Origin of the sequence: Rhodococcus sp. NyZ502 (assembly GCF_041464245.1) — a bacterium.
GTDB lineage: Bacteria > Actinomycetota > Actinomycetes > Mycobacteriales > Mycobacteriaceae > Rhodococcus_F > Rhodococcus_F qingshengii.
The window spans coordinates 5,625,261-5,643,680 of record NZ_CP167155.1; the positions used below are offsets into that span (position 1 = coordinate 5,625,261).

The following is an 18,420-nucleotide window of genomic DNA, read 5'->3' on the forward strand; positions in this document are numbered from 1 at the left end:
TAGAGTCGAACAGCATGTTGCCACTCGGGTTGTCCATGCTCTGGGAATCGGTGGAGCCGGAAGCCGCATTGAAGCAGCGATTCGGATTCAACAGCTTCCGCGCAGCCACACATTGGGTCTCGGCGGTACTCGAGCAGACTTGGGGCTTGACGGCCCTCGAATGCTCGCGAATGGCGATCAGTGACCAGAACGCGATCGTGTGGGTTGCGAGCGACCGCGGTGGGCTGGTGGTGAAGTGGTCGCGCGCCACAGAGCGCTTCGCGAACCTGGAGGCGTCGACGCGCCTACTGAGCGCACTCGCCGCGCAGGGCGTGCCCGTTCCGTCACCAATCACGTCCCTGAACGGATTGGACCGGGAAACACTGCTGGTCCGGGAAACACTGCTGGCCTGGGAAACACTGGAAGGGCCTTCGTGCGCAGTGTCATTCACCGTACTGCCGGAGTTGGCGGGAGATTGGTTGGACGTGCAAGACCGCGCGGCGGTCCGTTCGGCAGGAGCATGTCTGGCAGAAATACACCGAACGCTCGGCGCCACCCATGTCGACGGATCGGTTTTCTCGTCGCGCAGCACCGGGTTGAAGGAGCGCATCGGTGGTTGGCTCGAGAATTTCGACCGCGGGTTCGCGCCTGAGGCAACGCGTAGGCTCGTGGGCCTCCTGGCGCGTGCGTCCGAGCTCGATGACCAAACACAACTGGTACACAACGACTTCCGTGCAGCCAACATCTTGACTCGAAACTCTCGGACCACCGGAGTACTCGACTTCGACGACGTGGTGATCGACCACCGGGTGAGCGACCTGGCCAAGGCAAGCGTCTATCTGGGCACCCTGTTCACCGATTGGCGACCGACACCGATCGCGGTACGGCAGAGCCTGCGCGCCGGCTACGAATCCGTCCGTCCCCTCAGCCGATCCGAGACAGAATGGTTCGAGATCCTCGAACTGTGGCACGGCCTGATGGCGATCCCGGGTGAGAACGACACCGCCGGTTGGGCATCAGCGTTGTGACAAAAGTGGGGACGCCGGTACCGGCGTCCCCACTTCGCTTCTGATCACATCAGGATCCGGCGCGGATCCATTCTTCGAGATGCGGCGCCTCGGTACCGATCGTCGTGCCGTCGCCGTGACCGGTGTGAACCTTGGTCTCGGCGGGGAGCGCGAACAGCTTGTCGCGAATGGACCCGATGATGGTCGGGAAGTCTGAGTACGACCGCCCCGTTGCGCCGGGTCCACCGGAGAACAAGGTGTCGCCGCTGAACAGTTCCCCCGCCTCGGGCAGGTAGAGGCAGGTCGACCCCGGGGAATGGCCCGGTGTGTGGATGGCCAGAATGTCCGTACCCGCCACAGCAATACGCTGATCATCTTCCAAGCTCAGATGCTTCACCCCGGGGTGAGTCATCTCCCAGAGGACATCGTCGGCCGGGTTCAGGTAGATCGGAGCGTCGAGTTTCTCGGCCAGCTCCGGCGCAACGGTGACGTGGTCGTTGTGGCCGTGGGTGCAGACGATTCCGATCACCTTGCGTCCACCGACAGCGTCGATGATCGGCTGCGCGGTGTGAGCTGCGTCGACGATCACCACTTCGTTGTCGTCACCGATCAGCCAGATGTTGTTGTCGACGTCCCATGTTCCGCCGTCGAGGCTGAACGTGCCCGAGGTGACGACGCGATCGACTCGCAATGTCACAGGACCACCACCGAACGAAGGACCTCGCCGCGGTGCATCGTCTCGAATGCCTTCTCGACCTCGTCGAGCTTGATGCGCTCGCTGACGAACTTCTCGAGCGGCAGACGCCCCTGCTGGTACAGGTCGACCAGAACGGGGAAGTCACGCTCGGGCAGGCAATCGCCGTACCACGACGACTTGAGGGCTCCGCCGCGCGAGAAGAAGTCCACCAGCGGCATTTCCAGCTTCATGTCCGGCGTCGGAACTCCCACCAGCACTACGGTTCCCGCGAGGTCGCGGGCGTAGAACGCCTGCTTCCAGGTCTCGGGACGGCCGACTGCGTCGACAACCACGTCGGCGCCGAAACCTCCGGTCAGCTCCTGGACTGCTTCGACGACGTCGTCGACCTCGGTCGCATTGATCGTGTGCGTTGCACCAAGTTCCGTGGCCCACTCCAGCTTTCGTGGATCCCGGTCGATGGCGATGATGGTATTGGCACCGGCCAGGCGTGAACCCATGATCGCTGCGTCGCCGACGCCGCCACACCCGATCACAGCCACCGAATCACCGCGTCCGACGTTGCCGGTGTTCATCGCGGCACCCATGCCGGCCATGACGCCGCAACCGAGCAGTCCGACGACAGCCGGATCGGCCGAGGCGTCGACCTTGGTGCACTGGCCTTCGTGAACCAGCGTCTTGTCTGCGAATGCGCCGATGCCGAGTGCCGGCGTCAGTTCGGTGCCGTCTTCGAGTGTCATCTTCTGCTCGGCGTTGAACGTGTCGAAGCAGTACTGCGGGCGGCCACGCTTACACGCACGACACTGCCCGCATACGGCACGCCAGTTGAGGACGACGAAGTCGCCCACCTCGACGTGAGTGACACCGGGGCCGACGCTCTCGACGATGCCCGACGCCTCGTGCCCGAGCAGGAACGGGTACTCGTCGTTGATTCCGCCGTCGCGGTAGGTCAGGTCGGTGTGGCACACACCGCACGCTGCAATGGCGACCACTACCTCGTTGGCGCCGGGATCGGGAATCGTGATGGGGACGATTTCGACGGGGGCACCCTTGGATCGGGCGATGACGCCGCGTACCTGCTGTGGCATGGCTTTGCTCCTGGCTTCGTGCGATTGAGGACGTGTCGTCACATGGCGCCGTGTTTTCACATTGCGATATGTGCACTCGTTGAAAGGTTAGCCCGAAGTAGGTGCCCGCAACCCTGGTCGAACTGACTGACCGACCTGGCCGAAAGGACTAGGGTGCAGGCTTCACGCCGGCCTCGGCGCCCGCGGCGGCCGCCGCACCCCGACTCTCGACGCCCAATTTCCGCAGGACCCCGGCAACATGAAACTTGACTGTGCTCTCACTGACGCCGAGTCGCTCCGAGATTGCCTTGTTGCGCCGTCCGGCCACCAGATGCTCGAGTACCTCGAACTCCCGCGGAGCCAGTTCCGTCAGGACGTCGCGGTTCGGTAGGGCGACGGGCGCGTCGAGCGGGATGGTTGCGCTGATCCGGTTCCCCCACCCGGGCGTCGACTCGGATTCGACGGTTCCACCCAAAGTCTCTACCCTCGAACGTAATTGGCGTTCCACGTCGATCACGTCGGCTTCACCACCACCGTCGTCGCGGATGTCGATCGAGAGCGAAGCCGCGTCGAGGGTCCAGGCCACCCGGATTCGCGAGAGCGTCTGCTGATCCGACAAGGCCAAGACCGCGCCGCGGACGACCGCGCGGGCGCCGTGCGCCACTTCACCGGGCAACCCACGCCCGTCGACGGGTGGCTCCACCAACTCCAACGCGATTTCCCGATGCTTGAGCAGCGAACGCAATTCCCCACGCATCCGCGCAAAAGCGGTGGTGGTCGACTCCTCGGCCAACTCGCGGTGCACGTCGACGGCCGAACGCAGGCCGATCAGGGCCGAAGCCGCAGTCTCCCTGGCCGAGGTTCGAGCACGCGTGTCGTCGAGATCCGCCGAGCGCAGCGTCGCCAGCATCGTCTCGAGGGTGGCCGCATGCACCTCCGTCATCTCTGCCACGGTGCGTGCACGCTCGGACGACGCTGCCCGCGACTCGGCGAGATATGCCGGACTCGCGTTCCGCACCTGGAGCTGAATTCCGGTTGCAGTCACCGCGAACAGTGCCTGGATCAATTCGAGGGATGCCGCCTTCACCGGTCCGGGGTGTGGCGTCAGCACGAGGAGGGTGTCTGTTCGATCGAGCATCGCGAGCACTTCACGGTCTCGGCCGGCGATAGCGCACTTTCCCCGAAATATCTGTCCGACAGTGAGATCCGTACGGATACGGTCGAGTTCGGCGATGGTCACACGATCGACGACAGCTGGATCCCCGGCAACCTTGCGCGGCCTACCGGTGCACTCACGGGTGAAGATCACCAGAGAGGTGTGCGGCGCCATGTCCGCGATCAGCGTCGAAAATCGTCGGCCGATTTCGGGAAGTGGTCCCACCAACACGTCTCGAAGGGCGGTGATCAGTAGCGCATTGTCGGTGGTGCTCACTGTTCAACGATAACCATCCGGTTCACTGGTGCAGCGTGGTCTTCATGAGCATCACGTTGTAGTCGGACCACGTGGTGGCGAGAGAGTAGAGGTCCTGCCCCTGCGACCAGGGGTGCATGTACGCGCCGTAGAGTCCCGGAACCTCGTCGGTGCCGATCACGACGTCCGGTGCGCTCCACGGGCCGGTCAGGTCCGAGGCCGTCCGCAGCACCAGCGCTCCCCACTCGTTGGAGTACATCGCGACGAACTTTCCGAGATAGTTGTTGTACTGCACCGACAGTTCGCTGACATCCCCGTCGAGAACTACTGCAGCGGCAGCGGGATTGTTGGGGACCCATGCCTTTCCGTCCCAGTATTCGTACGCCGCGACGTCCGCGATGGAGGCTTCCTTGACTCGCGAGAGACGCCCCTCGCCAAAGCGTCCGGCGGGGGTGCCGAAGTTGTAGACGTAACCACCGTCTTTGACGAAGGACCCCATCTGGAAGTTGTCGTTACCTGTCAACGGCAGATTGGGCCGGGACGAGGCCGGTTCGATCTGCCAGGTCTCACCGTTGTCGTGCGAGGACGCGATCTGCGAGAAGTTGGTGACCCACTCGCCCGACCCTCCCCACGAACGTATCGACATGTAGTTGACGTACTGAACGCCGCCCACGGAGATACCCGTCGTCGGAATGCTGCTGGTTTCGACGCCGGTGACTTTCAGACTTCCGATGATCTCGCGCGAGTGATTCGGTCGGTCGGTCGGTGAGGAGTCGATGTTCATGCCGTCGGACAGATTTCCGTCCGAGCTACGGAACAGGACGTTGCTGCGCCAGTCGCCGACCACCCCGGAGCACAGAGGGTCAGATCCGATACCGACGGTGTCACCGAAAGCTGTCAGGACCTGACCTGCGCCGTTGTCCCACATGATGCCCAGATCCGTGCCGAGAACATTGAACCGCTCGACGGTTTGGTTGGGGCTGAGCGCGCCCGTGATGTACTCGACCGCCGAGGTGCGGCCTTGCAATTCCGGCAGTTTGCCATCCGTGCCGTTGAGCCAGGGAATCGGATTGGTCGGCCCACCTGATTGATCCAAGCTCCCGGTGACATTGCAATCCCACGGGGATGCATGGGCCTGGGTCGCCCCCAAGACCGCGGTCGACGCGAGTACACACGTCACTGCTGCTGTCGATATCTTCCGCATCCGGCGCATCGCTCCCCTTTCGCGGGGGGAGATCCGGACTCTACGAGGTGTGTTGCTCGACCGGATCGGTTCATCCACCCACGAGAACACAAGGTAACAGGTAAATCGGTCAATCAGGACAAAACGGGCTTATTCGGTGGAGATGGATTTCAACCATTTCTCCATCACGGCTGCGGCAATCTCGAGCCCCTGCGACTCGGCTGCACCCAACTGATCCATGAAGATGCGCGGACCGTCCACTCCCAACGAAGCATGCAGCGAGTCGCGGTACTCGGCCAGTTCCATCCACTCGCGCGCCACCGCGGAGGACGCTTCGAGGTGAAACTGAACGGCGTAACTCTGCTTGTATCGGAAGAGTTGATTCGGATACTTGGCTGAACCAGCGAGCCTCACCGCGCCGTTCGGTATGTCGAAGGTATCCGAATGCCATTGCATCGCAGGAAAAGTGGAGGGCAGACCTCCCCACACGGGATCTTGCCGGCCCTCGACAGTCAAGGTGATCTCCTCAACTCCGACTTCAGGCACAGCGCCCGTGTAGACGCGAGCACCCAGCGCCGCGGCGAGCAACTGCGAACCCAGACACACTCCCCACACCGGGACGTCGCTCTCGACCAGATCGCGAATGTATTCGATCTCGGATGCCAACCACTCGACCTCGCCCTGATCGCCGACGCCCATCGGCCCGCCCATCACGATCACGGTGTCGAACCGTCGATGTGCCGGAAGCGGGTCGGTGCCCAGAAGAACAGTCTGCACGTCTCCGTAGCTCTCCAGGACAGGCGAATACGCCGCTGGGGGTTCACACTGCGCGTGTCGTAGTTCCAGAAAATGCATGTAGGCAATTCCTCTCGAATCCGGTGCCGAAAGCCTATGGTTCTATTCGACATAAGGCACATCGACGGCGTCGGATGTGCTCTGCGCTCGAATCTCCGCTTTCATCGCCCCTTTACCGACAAGGAACGTCTGTGCGCGCACCACACCTCTTTTCGACATCGATTCGCCCGCCCTCAACTGCCGTTCGCATCGGACTCAGCGCATTCGCCTTGGCGTCACTTGCCGCGTGCTCAGGAACAAGCACCGACAGCGAGGCCGAATCAACATCCACCGCGACCACCACTGCAACCTCGACAACTCAACCCACGACGACTCAGGCTCCATTGACCACCTCGGTGATCGGTACGACGAATTCTCCACTGGCCACGACCCCAGTCGCCGCGGAAGTGACGCCCGCTGCAGCTCCCGCGGTCATGCCCAACGTCGTGTGCATGAATCTTCAAGACGCACAGGACACCATTCAGTCGGCCGGAGTCTTCTTCTCCAGAAGTGCTGACGCAACCGGCGCGGGTCGACGCCAACTGGTCGATTCCAACTGGATTGTCGTCGATCAGACACCCTCTGCCGGAAGTCCTTTCGGGGAAATCGAAGCCGTGCTCTCGGCCGTGAAGATCGGCGAACCGAACCCCTGCTGATCGGCTGAGTTCTCGAACTTCGCAATTCCGGGAACACTGCGCCTTACTTGACAACTACCTCCGACCTCCTTCACTGTAGTCAACATTACGAGTATCCAATATATTGGATGCGAAAGGTTGGATTGCAACATGAAGGTGCCACGAATACGGCAGAGCGCCAGCTCTCCGGCGTCCATGAGCGACCCCGTCATCGGAATACTCGGAGGCATGGGGCCCGCCGCTACTGCCGACTTCTACTCCAAACTCGTTGCGCTGACACCAGGTTCGACGGATCAGGAGCACCCCAAAGTTGTCATCTGGGCCGATCCCACCGTTCCCGACCGGACATTGGCACTCACCGAGAACGGCCCTGACCCCACTCCGTGGCTGATCCGCGGTGCGCGCGTTCTCCGAGAGTCGGGCGCGACGACGCTCGCCATCCCATGCAATACCGCCCACGCCTTCCTGCCCGCCATCTCGTCCCAACTGGGACTTCCCGTCGTCCACATGATCGACGAAGTCGCTCGGCACATCCGGACGCTCTCACCCGCCGTCACATCCGTCGGACTATTGGCCACCACGGGGACGGTCCGCACCGGGTTGTATCAACAATGGCTGTCGGAATACTCGATCGACGTCCTGGTGCCCGGACCTGCGATCCAGGACGAACTGGTGATGCCGGCGATCCGAGCAATCAAGAGCGGCAACGTCGGAGACGAGACCACCGACAAGCTCGTCAGGGCCGCTGATCTTCTCGTCGAATCGGGCGCGCAGGTCGTCGTGGCCGGGTGCACCGAGATTCCGCTCGGACTGCCCGCCGACGCCACAACCTGTCAGATCATCGATCCGGCAACAATTCTCGCCCGCGCTCTGCTCCGGCGGGTTGCGGATGCCCGGAGACACCCTTCGATGGTCGTTTCGGGCTGACCTGCAGCAGGGAGGCTGCAGAGTACGATATCCAGTATGTTGCGTGGCGGTAAACCGGTTGAGCGAGCACGAATGAGCGACATCGCTCTCGAACGCATTCGCGAAGCGATCGTCACCGGTGAACTGGCGCCGGGCTCGAAGATCAAGGACAGCGAACTCGCCGAGTATCTGGGACTGAGCAGAACTCCAGTCCGCGAAGCGCTCGCAAGGCTGGTCGACACCGGACTCGTGGAAGCGAAACCTGGTGCGTACACGCGCATCACCACCCTCGACCGCGGCGACGTCGAGGCAACACTCGCAGTCATCGAAGCTCTCGACCAACTGGCCGTCGTCACCGCTGTACCGAATCTCACCGACGAGATGATCGGGGCGATGCGTTCGGCCAACAAGGACTTCGCTGCCGCCGTCAAGCGAAACGACATAGGCCGAGCCCTGACCGCTGACGATCGCCTACACAGCGTCATCATCGATGCTGCGGCGAATCCGCTGTTGAAGAAGCTGATTCACCAGGTTCACCCACAAATTCACCGCATCTACTACCGCAAGTTCTCGAGCCTCCTCGGGAGCCAGGACTCCGTCGATCATCACAACAGACTGATCAAGCTGTGCGCAGACCACGATGCCGAGGCGGCAGCGACGCTGTCAGCCGAACATCGACGCCATCTCGGCGGCCTGATCGGCGAACTTTTCGACGCCGACGAGTTCGCGCTCTCGGACTGACCGAGTCCGGGTACAAGTTTCGGCGCTTGCCTATATTGGTCATTGCCGATATAAATGACTGGTGCATGCATTCGACGTTCTCGGAGACCCAGTGCGGCGACGAATCATGGAACTCCTGTCCGGCGGCGAGCGCTCGGCGGGTCAGATCGCCGAAGTCGTGGCAGCGGAGTTCGGAATCTCGCAACCGACCGCGTCCGGACACCTGCGAGTACTCCGAGAAAACGGATTCGCCACCGTCCGCAGCGAAGGCACCAGGCGTCTCTATGCCGTCGAGCCCGCGCCATTGCAAGAAGTGGACCAATGGCTCGACGGATTCCGGCAGTTCTGGAGCGGCCCTCTCGACGCATTGGCCACAGAACTCGCACGCGGGAAACGACGCGGCTCGAAGCGGAGCAGATCTTCACAATCGAATTCTTCCGACGAAGGAGACTCACAATGACCGAGATCGCGAACCAGGACACCAGCCTCACCGCGGTGGAGCGGAGCATGGGTAACCGCGACATCGCAGAAGGTTCGGCTCGAACAGCCGTACTCAAGCGCCGCTACAACGCGTCGGTCGACGACGTCTGGGATGCCATCACGACCCCTGACCGCATCAACCGTTTCTTCCTTCCGGTGAGCGGAGACTTCCAGGTGGGCGGCTCGTACGCCTTCGAAGGCCAGGCAAGTGGCGAGATCCTGGCCTGCGACGCCCCACACCTGCTGCGACTGCAGTGGACACCGCCCGGCGATCGCGGATACAGCGATCAGGTCGAGATCCGGCTGACTGCCGACGGCCCCGACGCCACCTGGCTCGAGTTGGAGCACGCCTCCGTCGCCGATGTCTTCCGCAACGACCCGGACACCGGCTGCTACGGCGTCGGAACCGGCTGGGAAGGCCCACTTCACTACCTGGGCGAATACTTGCGCGGCACTCTCCCTGATGCGCCGAGCACCGAGTGGTACACCTTCGACGAAGCAGAGGAGCTTCGTCTGGCCAACTCCCGAGGGTGGGAGTGGGCAAAGATCGAGGCAGAGCACGGCGGCCGATAACGCCCAATTCTTCGAAAACGGTCACAGGATGGCCGTTAGCTTTGTATCGTGACCGAGCTGGACGTATGTCCAGCAGTTTTGGTGGCTTCCTTTCGTGCCACACCTGCTTCGGTCCACGAGAAGAGAGCTCCACATGGCGCCACAACCCGTAGTCGACAACGCGGCCACGACGCGACGCACGCACATCATCCGGACAGTTCTCGCTGTCCTCGTCATCGCACCGCTGTCGATTGCGGCGTTCTACATGTGGGCACTGTGGGATCCGGGCGACACGGTCAACCGCTTGCCCGTCGCCATCGTCAACGCCGATGCGGGCACAGAACTCGACGGAACACGTCTGCAAGCCGGCGATGAAGTTGTTGCCGCGCTCGTCGAGAGCGGAGACGTTGCATGGAAGATCGTCTCGGAACAGGAAGCCGCCGACGGCGTCAACGACGGCACCTATTACTTCTCGGTCGTCATTCCGAAAACTTTCAGCGCGGATGTGGCCAGTGCCGCATCGGGTTCGGGCCGCAAGGCCGAACTCGACGTCTTGTACAACGACTACAACAGTCTGGTCGCCGGCCCGGTCGGTGAAAGCATCATCGCTCAGGTGCGCTCGGCGGTCTCCGAGTCGATCGGCGAGCAGTCCATCGACCAGGTGCTGGTCGGGTTGGGTGAACTCGGAACAGGATTCGGTGAAGCAGCAGCAGGAGCGCAACAGCTGTCCGACGGATCCTCCGAAGCGCTTGCCGGAACCAACGAGCTCTACGCTGGAAGCAAGGAACTCGCCACCGGCATGGGCGAAGCAAATCAGGGCGGCAAGGAGCTGGCCGCCGGAGCCGGCGAGCTGGCTGCCGGAGCTGGCGAAGCTGCTGCAGGCTCGGGCGAGCTGAGCAGCGGACTCAACCAGTTGGTCGGGGGCACCGACGAACTCGGCGCAGGCGCCCGACAGATCAGCGAAGTGGTCGACATGGTCACCACCCCGGTACTCGACCTCGCGGGGTCCTCGGACGCCGTCGTCGGTCAGATCGACGCCCTCACGTCGATGCTTCGAAACTCGGCCGATCCGGTCTCCGCCGGACTCGTCGAAGCCCTGGCTGGACTGCGGGCTTCCCTGACTGCACAACCGTCGGACGACGACGTGATCGGTCAGCTCGGCCAGCTTCGCGACGGCGCGCGGGAAATCTCGCGGCAGCTCACTGATCCGAGCAGCGACTACCGTGGTGGGCTCCTTGCCGCCGCGGCCGGTGCAGGTGAACTCAACACCGGCCTGGGCCAACTGTCCGACGGCGCAGGCCAACTCGCTACCGGTGCACAGGAACTCTCCACCGGGCTGGGGCAGTTGGACACTGGAAGTATTGCGCTCCGTGACGGTCTCGGGCAGCTATCGGCCGGCGTCGGCGAGCTCGACGCGGGCAGCGCGGAACTCGCCACCGGTTTGTCCGACGGTGCCGCCCAGGTACCGCAGTTCACGGACGACGAGCGCGCCACCACGGCCAATCTCCTCTCCTCCCCGGTTGCCGTCGACGCGCGGAACAACTATCCCGCAGCCGGTTTCGGGCCGGGAGCCGTACCTGCCGTGATCTCGGTGGCACTGTTCCTGTGCGGAATTCTCACGTGGTTCGTCGTCCGCCCACGACGCGGACGTTCACTGAACTCGCACACCAGCGTGGTACGTGAGGGGCTGCGCCGCTACCGCATTCCCGCCCTGGTCACCTTGGTCGCGGCGCTCGTGTTGTCGGTGGTGTCACTGACCGTGGCAAACGTCGAACCACCTAGTGTTCTGGCGATGATCGCAGTGATGATCCTGGTGGGTGCCGCCGCGGTCAGCTCGGGCAGGCTCTTCACCGTTGTGTTCGGTGCCGTCAACGGAACCTTCATCGCTCTGGGCGCCTTGATGATTCAGATCTTCGCCTTCGGCGCGGTATACCCCATCGAACAGATGCCGACGGTTCTGCAGTGGCTGCACGCTCTGATGCCACTCACGTGGGCGCGCAACGCCATGCGCATGGTCCTTGTCGGATACTACGGCCCGAAATTCTGGGTGGCGGTAATCGCTCTGGCTGCCTTGGTGATCGGAGCCGTCCTGTTCACCATCTGGTGGCGCCGCCGACAAGAACCGCCGACCGACGCCGATGACGACGCGCCGATCACCGAGGAGATCGTGTACCTCCAGCAAACGCAAGCGTGAGCCGGATCAGCGAACGAGCGTCGTACGCATCAACATGACGTTGTAGTCGGCCCACGTGGTGGCAAGGAAGTACAGATCCGAACCACTGGACCACGGGTGGATGTATGCGGCGTAGATACCGGGAACCTCGACCAGATTGACCAGTGTCTCCGGTGCCGTCCACGGACCGACCGGACTGGGAGCGGTTCGCATCACGATCGAACTGAACGCGTCGGCGTACATCGCCACGAACTTGCCGAGGAACTCGTTGTACTGAACGGAGACCTCACCGATGCGGCCGTCCATGACGGGTACGGCCGCAGCGGGATCGGCAAGGATCCAGCCGTTTCCGTTCCAGTACTCGTAGGCGGAAAGATCGAGGATCGCCCCCTCGGGCACGCGAGAAAGTCGAACCTCGCCGGATCGTCCCGCGGGGGTTCCGTAGTTGTAGACGAACCCGCCGTCCTTCACCATCGAGCTCATCTGGAAGTTCTCGCTACCGGCGACGGGGGCGACACCCGCGGGAAGAACCCCACCGATGTTGGGGCGCAGAGTTTCCGGACGAGTGGTCCACGTCTCGCCGTTGTCCGAGGAGGTAGCAATCTGTGAGTAGTTTGTACTCCACTGCCCGGCCTCGCCCCAGTTGCGCACCGACATGTAGCTCAGATACTGCACACCGTTCACTGCGATGCCGCTCGTGGGGATGCTGGAGGCCTCGACGCCCGGAATCTTCAGACCGGAGATGATCTCACGCGCCTGACCGGTACCGTCCTTCGGCGCGCTGTCGATGCGCATACCGTCGGCCAGTACCCGATCCGAGCTGCGGAAGAGTACATTGCTTCGCCACTCGCCCACCAAACCGTCGCAGCCGGGGTTACGACTGAGCCCGGTGGTATCGCCGAAAGCGGTCAGAATCTGCCCCGCACCGTTGTCCCACATGATGCCCAGGTCGGTACCCAGGACATTGAAGCGATCAACGGTCTTGTTTGGACTGTATGTCCCGGTGACCTTTTCGATCGCGGCAGTACGACCGGACAGACCTGGCAACCCTCCGGTGTTGCCGTTGAGCCACGGCGCCGCATTGGCCGGACCACCGCTACTACCGACGCCACTGACTCCGACGCATCCCGGCGCAGCCATCGCCGGCGAAGCCACCGCCGTGAAGGCAGCAGCTGCCAGAGCGGCAACTACCCCGAACACCCCCAACGATCTCCCCGCGCGAAACATGACTCCCCCATGGCCGGGATTGTTGGTGTTGTCGTCGTTCCCCCCGAACCTCGGACAATCTAGCAACTGCAGTCACAGATAACCCAATCAGACAAAGACGCGAAAAGGCCTGAAAGTCATAGTAGTTCAGACTTTCAGGCCTTTTCGGACAGAGAAGATCAGTCAGTAGGTCAGCGCGCTCCGCTCGCACCGCCGTCGAGTGGAATCACCGCGCCGGTCAGATAAGCCCCGGCACGTGAAGCCAGGAAAATGGCAAGACCTGCAGCATCCTGGGGAGTTCCGACCCTGCCCAACGGGACCGAGTCCGCCACAGCCTTTGCACTCTGTTCGTCCTCGAGGAGGAATGCCATCATCTTCGACGGGAACGGGCCCGGCGCAATGGCATTGACCGTGATCTGTTCCCCCGCAAGCGTTGCCGCGAGCTTGCGCGTCAACATGTGCACCGCAGCCTTACTGGCTCCGTACGAGAAGTTCTCCGAACCCGACACCACGAGTCCGTCGATCGATCCGATATTGATCACGCGCGCGGGATCTTCCGCCGTGGCTGCAGACCGCAACTGCGGCAACAGCTTCTGCGTCAAGAGGAAGATTGCCTTGACATTGATGTCGAAAATCTTGTCGAAGCCTGCGGCCGGAAAATCGTCGACGGGAGCTCCCCACGTGGCACCGGCGTTGTTGACCAGTACGTCGAGCGTCGGCGAAATCTCGGCGACCTTCGCAGCGAGGCTCTCGACCCCCTCGTCCGTGGACAGATCGGCCGGATGCGAAATGCAGGTGCCGAACTCCGAAAGCTCTCGCGCGGCTTCGTCACAGGCTTCGGCTTTTCGGGCCGAAATGACGACCGTCGCTCCGCCTTCGACAAACCCGCGAGCGATCATGTATCCGATACCGCGTGATCCACCGGTGACCACAACGGTCTTGCCACTGACGTCGAACAGTCCCTCGATCAAGCTCATGCGACCTCGAAAAGCCCGGCAGCACCCATACCGCCGCCGATGCACATGGTCACCACCACGAGCTTGGCTCCGCGCCGTTTTCCTTCAAGAAGAGCATGGCCGACCAGACGAGCCCCCGTCATTCCGTACGGATGGCCGACGGAGATACCGCCACCGTCGACGTTGTACTTCTCGGGATCGATCCCGAGCTTGTCGCGGCAGTACAGGGCCTGAGAGGCGAAGGCCTCGTTGAGTTCCCAGAGATCGATGTCGTCGACCTTCAGGCCGTGAAGATCCAGCAGACGCGGAATCGCGAACACCGGTCCGATGCCCATCTCGTCGGGAGCGCAACCCGCGACAGCCATGCCACGGTAGATACCGAGAGGCGCCAACCCGCGGCGTTCCGCCTCGCCTGCCTCCATCAGCACCGACGCCGAAGCGCCGTCGGAGAGCTGAGACGAGTTGCCCGCAGTGATGGACGAATGAGCACTGACAGTCCCGTCGGCCAGAACCGGTCGCAGACTCGACAGCCCTTCCAACGTGGTGGAAGCGCGGTTGCCTTCGTCGCGGGTCAGCGTCACGGACTCGCTGCGGATCTCACCCGTCTCCTTGTCCTGCACCTGCTTGATCGAGGGCAGCGGGACGATCTCGAGATCGAACCGACCTGCGTCCTGGGCCGCTGCGGTCCGCTGCTGGGAGACGAGCGCGAACTCGTCCTGCTGCTCGCGGGTGACTCCGTAGCGCTCGGCGACGATCTCGGCCGTATGCAGCATCGGCATGTAGATCGACGGCTTGTTTTCCTTCAGCCACGGATCAGCCGCGCGGAAGTTGTTCATGTGATCGTTCTGGACCAACGAGATCGATTCGACTCCGCCGCCGACCGCGATCTGCATTCCGTCGTCCACGATCTGCTTGGCTGCGGTTGCGATGGCCATGAGACCGGACGAGCACTGACGGTCGATCGTCATTCCGGAAACCGAGTCCGGAAGCCCGGCCCGCAGTACCGCTTGCCGCGCGACGTTGCCGCCGGAAGAGCCCTGCTGCAGCGCGGCGCCGAGGATGACGTCCTCGACCTCGCCGCCCTCGAGGCCCGCGCGCTGAACTGCATTCGAAATGGCATGTGCAGCAAGCTCTTGAGCCTGAGTGTTGTTGAACGCGCCGCGGTACGCCTTACCGATCGGGGTACGGGCGGTGGAAACGATGACAGCTTGCCTCATCGGGGAATCCTTTCGTCGAACACGAAGTGCTGTGCGCCTTTATTAACCGCCGGGGGTTAATAAAGGCGCACAGCAAGAATCAGGGCTGGAACACGACGCGACCGACAGTGGTGCCGTCGCCGAGGCGACCGATACCGTCGGCAACGTCCGTCAACGACAACCGCTCACTGATCAGTGGTTTGACCAAGCCGGCATCGGCGAGCCTGGTGAGCTCGACGTGGCAGTCGTCGATGGCCTGCTGGTTGTAGGCCTTGTACAGCCCCCAGTGCAGTCCGATGATCGAATAGTTTTTGATGAGAGCGTGATTGAGTGCCGGCTGCGGGATCGTGCCACCGGCGAAGCCGATGATGACGATCCGTCCCTCGAAGGCGATGCACTTGGTGGACTTCGCGTATGCGTCGCCGCCGACCGGATCGAAGACCACGTCGGCGCCCTTGCCGCCGGTGAACTCCTTGACCGCTGCCACGAAGTCCTCACTGTGACGGTCTACGACGAGGTCTGCGCCGAGCTTGCGCGCGTACTCGGCCTTGTCCGGGCCGCCGACGACACCGATCACCTTGGCGCCTGCCGCCTTGCCGAGTTGCACTGCCGCACTACCGACACCACCCGCAGCAGCGTGGACCAACAACGTCTCACCCTCGAGCAGTTGGGTGCGGCGATGCAGAGCGAACCACGCTGTCTGATAGCCGATGCTCAGAGCGGATGCTTCCGCGTCGTCGAGAGCCGACGGCGCCGGGAACGTGTTGTTCTGATCCAGTACCGAGTACTCGGCGAATCCGCCGGACGGCAGACTCGGATTACCGATCACCCGGTCCCCCACTGCGAATTTGGTCACCGATTCACCGACCGAGACCACTTCACCACACAGTTCGACACCGGGTGTGAAGGGCAGCGGCGGCTTGATCTGGTACTCACCCCGGCACATGAGGACGTCGGGGAAGTTGGCCGGAGCCGCCAGCACCTTGACCAACATCTCCGTCGCATTCGGGGTGGGATCCGCGGTCTCCTCCAACGCGAGCACATCGCGGGGTTGACCGAGTTCGTTGACGCGCCAAGCCTTCACAGCAATTCTCCAGACAGATAGTGGGTGAGTTTCAGGACGAGATCGGGAGGTCGACCAACTCGGCGAGGCGTCCCCGATGCTGATACGCGGTTCCCAGCGACAGCTGATCGCTCTTCGCCCGTTTGAGGTACAGGTGCGCCGGATACTCCCACGTCATTCCGATACCACCATGAAGTTGGACGCACTCCTCCGCAGCATGAACCGCGACGCCGCTGCAGAATGCCTGGGCCACCGTCGCTGCGATCGCCGCATCGACGTCGCCGCGTGCATAGGTGTCCGCCGCATATCGTGCTGCCGCTCCCGAAGAGCTGACTTCGAGCCAGAGATCGGCGAGGCGGTGCTTGATCGCCTGGTACGAACCGATCGCCCGGCCGAACTGCTTGCGCTCCTTCACATACGCGAGAGTCGTTTCGAGGCACCACTGAGCTACAGCGAACTGTTCGGACGCCAGCAGTGCGCTTCCGCAGAGCAACGCTTCCTCAACCGCTTGCGCCGCGTTGCCGCTGTCGACACGGACCGACGACGAACCCGAGAACTCGACGTCCGCCAATCGGCGCGTCATGTCCAGGGACAGAACCGGCGTGACGGTGGCGTCGGCGATCCGAACGGTGTGCAGCTCCAGACCGCTCTCACCGGCAACCGGAACAACAAGAACATCGGACTCGGCGACGCCGGCAACCGTCGTGACGCTGCCGACGAGTCCACTCGCCGTTGCCTTGACAGTGGGTGTGAAAGTTCCTGGTGCAGTGGACAACGGGACGATCAGAGCAGCCGTCGAATCCCCCGCCGCCAATTGACCGAGCACCTCGGTCTCGCCGGCCTTCAGCAACGCCGTGGTCGCCAGCACAGCGCTGGTGAAGAACGGAACGGGAGCGACCGCACGTCCGATCTCCTCCATCACGACCGCCGCCTCACGCGTCGACGCACCTGCCCCGCCCAGTTCTTCGGGTACCAGCAGTCCCGCCAAACCGAGTTCCGACGCCAGCGACTTCCACAGCCCGGTGAAGTCGGCGGACACGTCGTCGTACGCCGTGACCACGGTGTCGGCACCGGCCCGCTCGCTCAGCAGTCGTCTGACGCTGGCTCGCAGATCTTGTTCGGTCTCGGAGTACAACAGATCGGCGCTCATCGGGGTAAGTCCTTCCAGGCGATGTCCTTGTCGACGCGATGCTCGGGCGGCAACCCGAGTACACGTTCTGCGATGACGTTGCGCAGGATCTCCGACGTTCCGCCCTCGATCGAATTGCCCTTGGCTCGCAGGTACCGGTATCCGGGTTCACGCCCGGTGAAGTCGACGGAATCCGGTCGACGCAGCGTCCAGTCGTCGTAGCGCAGACCGGCTTCGCCGTGCAGCTCGAGGTCGAAACCCGAAATCTGCTGAGCCAAAACGGCAAACGCGAGCTTCATTCCCGAGCCTTCGGGGCCGGGCTGGCCAGCGGCGAGCTGCTGGCGCAGTCGCTCACCGGTCAGACGCGCAACTTCGGATTCGGTCCAGAGCCGCATCAACTCGTCGTGCATCGCCGGATTACGCAGCTCGGGCTCGTCACGCCAGGCCTGAGCGACCTTTCCGATCATGCCTCCCTCACGCGGTGCGCCCGAACCGATGGCAACACGCTCGTTGTTCAGGGTGGTGGTCGCAACCTTCCACCCCTGGCCTTCGGCTCCGAGGCGATTGGCGTCCGGAATCCTGACGTCCGTGAGGAATACCTCGTTGAATTCGGCCTCGCCGGTGATCTGACGCAGCGGCCGGACATCGACGCCCGGATCGGTCATGTCGCAGATGAAGTAGCTCAGACCCGCATGCTTGGAACGTGACGGATCGGTCCTGGCCACGAGAATCGCCAGCTGCGCATTCTGCGCGCCCGACGTCCATACCTTCTGCCCGTTGACTATCCAGTCGTCGCCGTCGCGGACGGCGCGGGTAGCGACGGCCGCGAGGTCCGAACCTGCGCCCGGTTCACTGAACAGCTGGCAGTAGACCGTCTCCGCAGTCCACAACGGGCGCAGGAACTTCTGCTTCTGCTCCTCGGTGCCGAAGGCAGCGATGGTCGGTGCCGCCATGCCCAGTCCGATCCCGTTCTTGCCGGTGGCCGGGCCCGGTGCACCGGCGGCCTCCAGCTGAGCGTTCACCTGACGCTGAAAGCTCTGCGGTACACCGAGTCCCCCATGACCTTCGGGGAAATGAACCCACGCCAGTCCGGCGTCGAATCGTGCGCCGAGGAAATCCGATACCGACACGCTGTTCGGATCGTTCTCCGCGAGAAGCGTGTTCACCTTGTCGGTGAGATCACGCGATACTGCCTCTTCGTCGAAAGCCATGCCCATTCCTTCGGTTCG

At 63.0% G+C, this 18,420-nt stretch carries 18 protein-coding genes; 7 read left to right on the forward strand and 11 right to left on the reverse strand.

Going from position 1 to position 18,420, the window contains the following annotated elements; all coding sequences use genetic code 11:
* Window positions 1–14: 14 nt before the first annotated feature.
* Entirely contained in the window at window positions 15–1,007 is a 993-nt protein-coding gene (locus ACBG85_RS26070; RefSeq protein ID WP_372025387.1) for a phosphotransferase enzyme family protein, read from the forward strand.
* A gap of 49 nt (window positions 1,008–1,056) precedes the next feature.
* On the opposite strand, the gene ACBG85_RS26075 is transcribed toward ACBG85_RS26070, so the two are convergent.
* The 5 genes from ACBG85_RS26075 to ACBG85_RS26095 form a co-directional block, all read right to left on the reverse strand.
* A complete protein-coding gene (locus ACBG85_RS26075) occupies window positions 1,057–1,683 on the reverse strand; it encodes an MBL fold metallo-hydrolase (RefSeq protein WP_007730862.1) in 627 nt (208 codons plus the stop codon).
* Entirely contained in the window at window positions 1,680–2,768 is a 1,089-nt protein-coding gene (locus ACBG85_RS26080; protein WP_007730860.1) for an S-(hydroxymethyl)mycothiol dehydrogenase, read from the reverse strand. Before ACBG85_RS26080 ends, ACBG85_RS26075 begins: the two co-directional genes overlap by 4 nt.
* Before the next feature lie 148 nt (window positions 2,769–2,916).
* On the reverse strand, window positions 2,917–4,179 hold the full coding sequence (locus tag ACBG85_RS26085; RefSeq protein WP_003943037.1) for a response regulator transcription factor family protein: 1,263 nt from the start codon (window positions 4,177–4,179) through the stop codon (window positions 2,917–2,919).
* Between the two features lie 22 nt (window positions 4,180–4,201).
* Entirely contained in the window at window positions 4,202–5,371 is a 1,170-nt protein-coding gene (locus ACBG85_RS26090) for a DUF4185 domain-containing protein (RefSeq protein ID WP_372025389.1), read from the reverse strand.
* 120 nt (window positions 5,372–5,491) lie between these two features.
* Complete coding sequence (locus tag ACBG85_RS26095) at window positions 5,492–6,118, reverse strand: type 1 glutamine amidotransferase (protein ID WP_372025391.1); 627 nt, start codon at window positions 6,116–6,118, stop codon at window positions 5,492–5,494.
* Between the two features lie 209 nt (window positions 6,119–6,327).
* Between ACBG85_RS26095 and ACBG85_RS26100 the strand changes: the two genes are divergently transcribed.
* The 6 genes from ACBG85_RS26100 to ACBG85_RS26125 all read left to right on the forward strand — a co-directional run bounded on the left by ACBG85_RS26100 (window position 6,328) and on the right by ACBG85_RS26125 (window position 11,662).
* Window positions 6,328–6,831 (forward strand): PASTA domain-containing protein, encoded by a 504-nt coding sequence (locus ACBG85_RS26100; RefSeq protein WP_030536029.1) that lies wholly within the window; start codon window positions 6,328–6,330, stop codon window positions 6,829–6,831.
* A 129-nt stretch (window positions 6,832–6,960) separates the two neighbouring features.
* Window positions 6,961–7,737: an aspartate/glutamate racemase family protein gene (locus ACBG85_RS26105; RefSeq protein WP_225320168.1), complete on the forward strand. Its 777-nt coding sequence runs from the start codon at window positions 6,961–6,963 to the stop codon at window positions 7,735–7,737.
* Between the two features lie 36 nt (window positions 7,738–7,773).
* Window positions 7,774–8,457: a GntR family transcriptional regulator gene (locus ACBG85_RS26110; protein ID WP_003942830.1), complete on the forward strand. Its 684-nt coding sequence runs from the start codon at window positions 7,774–7,776 to the stop codon at window positions 8,455–8,457.
* 61 nt (window positions 8,458–8,518) lie between these two features.
* The gene (locus tag ACBG85_RS26115) at window positions 8,519–8,896 is read left to right on the forward strand and encodes a helix-turn-helix transcriptional regulator (RefSeq protein WP_003942971.1); all 378 of its coding nucleotides are present in this window, start codon (window positions 8,519–8,521) and stop codon (window positions 8,894–8,896) included.
* Window positions 8,893–9,489 carry an SRPBCC family protein gene (locus tag ACBG85_RS26120; protein WP_372025394.1) on the forward strand — a complete coding sequence of 199 codons (597 nt, stop codon included), beginning with the start codon at window positions 8,893–8,895 and terminating at the stop codon, window positions 9,487–9,489. The genes ACBG85_RS26115 and ACBG85_RS26120 overlap by 4 nt, the downstream gene beginning before the upstream one ends.
* A 133-nt stretch (window positions 9,490–9,622) precedes the next feature.
* Entirely contained in the window at window positions 9,623–11,662 is a 2,040-nt protein-coding gene (locus tag ACBG85_RS26125) for a YhgE/Pip domain-containing protein (RefSeq protein ID WP_099697137.1), read from the forward strand.
* Between the two features lie 6 nt (window positions 11,663–11,668).
* Here the strand turns inward: ACBG85_RS26125 and ACBG85_RS26130 are convergent, their stop codons facing one another.
* The 6 genes from ACBG85_RS26130 to ACBG85_RS26155 all read right to left on the reverse strand — a co-directional run bounded on the left by ACBG85_RS26130 (window position 11,669) and on the right by ACBG85_RS26155 (window position 18,402).
* A complete protein-coding gene (locus tag ACBG85_RS26130) occupies window positions 11,669–12,868 on the reverse strand; it encodes a DUF4185 domain-containing protein (protein ID WP_372025396.1) in 1,200 nt (399 codons plus the stop codon).
* A gap of 170 nt (window positions 12,869–13,038) precedes the next feature.
* Window positions 13,039–13,824 carry a RhlG family 3-oxoacyl-ACP reductase gene (locus ACBG85_RS26135; protein WP_007730838.1) on the reverse strand — a complete coding sequence of 262 codons (786 nt, stop codon included), beginning with the start codon at window positions 13,822–13,824 and terminating at the stop codon, window positions 13,039–13,041.
* Window positions 13,821–15,020 carry an acetyl-CoA C-acyltransferase gene (locus ACBG85_RS26140; RefSeq protein WP_007730836.1) on the reverse strand — a complete coding sequence of 400 codons (1,200 nt, stop codon included), beginning with the start codon at window positions 15,018–15,020 and terminating at the stop codon, window positions 13,821–13,823. The genes ACBG85_RS26135 and ACBG85_RS26140 overlap by 4 nt, the downstream gene beginning before the upstream one ends.
* Window positions 15,021–15,099: 79 nt before the next feature.
* Window positions 15,100–16,083 carry an NADPH:quinone oxidoreductase family protein gene (locus tag ACBG85_RS26145; RefSeq protein WP_003943088.1) on the reverse strand — a complete coding sequence of 328 codons (984 nt, stop codon included), beginning with the start codon at window positions 16,081–16,083 and terminating at the stop codon, window positions 15,100–15,102.
* A gap of 31 nt (window positions 16,084–16,114) precedes the next feature.
* Window positions 16,115–17,212 (reverse strand): acyl-CoA dehydrogenase family protein, encoded by a 1,098-nt coding sequence (locus ACBG85_RS26150; protein ID WP_192712777.1) that lies wholly within the window; start codon window positions 17,210–17,212, stop codon window positions 16,115–16,117.
* Window positions 17,209–18,402: an acyl-CoA dehydrogenase family protein gene (locus tag ACBG85_RS26155; protein WP_283551699.1), complete on the reverse strand. Its 1,194-nt coding sequence runs from the start codon at window positions 18,400–18,402 to the stop codon at window positions 17,209–17,211. The genes ACBG85_RS26150 and ACBG85_RS26155 overlap by 4 nt, the downstream gene beginning before the upstream one ends.
* Window positions 18,403–18,420: the final 18 nt, after the last annotated feature.

What these genes read in the sequence shown, in the direction of transcription:
- ACBG85_RS26080 (WP_007730860.1), bottom strand. Translation starts at nt 2,768, where the DNA reads ATGCCACAGCAGGTACGCGGCGTCATCGCCCGATCCAAGGGTGCCCCC.
- ACBG85_RS26135 (WP_007730838.1), bottom strand. Translation starts at nt 13,824, where the DNA reads ATGAGCTTGATCGAGGGACTGTTCGACGTCAGTGGCAAGACCGTTGTG.
- ACBG85_RS26130 (WP_372025396.1), bottom strand. Translation starts at nt 12,868, where the DNA reads ATGTTTCGCGCGGGGAGATCGTTGGGGGTGTTCGGGGTAGTTGCCGCT.
- ACBG85_RS26090 (WP_372025389.1), bottom strand. Translation starts at nt 5,371, where the DNA reads ATGCGCCGGATGCGGAAGATATCGACAGCAGCAGTGACGTGTGTACTC.
- ACBG85_RS26155 (WP_283551699.1), bottom strand. Translation starts at nt 18,402, where the DNA reads ATGGCTTTCGACGAAGAGGCAGTATCGCGTGATCTCACCGACAAGGTG.
- ACBG85_RS26105 (WP_225320168.1), top strand. Translation starts at nt 6,961, where the DNA reads ATGAAGGTGCCACGAATACGGCAGAGCGCCAGCTCTCCGGCGTCCATG.
- ACBG85_RS26150 (WP_192712777.1), bottom strand. Translation starts at nt 17,212, where the DNA reads ATGAGCGCCGATCTGTTGTACTCCGAGACCGAACAAGATCTGCGAGCC.
- ACBG85_RS26120 (WP_372025394.1), top strand. Translation starts at nt 8,893, where the DNA reads ATGACCGAGATCGCGAACCAGGACACCAGCCTCACCGCGGTGGAGCGG.
- ACBG85_RS26070 (WP_372025387.1), top strand. Translation starts at nt 15, where the DNA reads ATGTTGCCACTCGGGTTGTCCATGCTCTGGGAATCGGTGGAGCCGGAA.
- ACBG85_RS26125 (WP_099697137.1), top strand. Translation starts at nt 9,623, where the DNA reads ATGGCGCCACAACCCGTAGTCGACAACGCGGCCACGACGCGACGCACG.
- ACBG85_RS26140 (WP_007730836.1), bottom strand. Translation starts at nt 15,020, where the DNA reads ATGAGGCAAGCTGTCATCGTTTCCACCGCCCGTACCCCGATCGGTAAG.
- ACBG85_RS26110 (WP_003942830.1), top strand. Translation starts at nt 7,774, where the DNA reads ATGTTGCGTGGCGGTAAACCGGTTGAGCGAGCACGAATGAGCGACATC.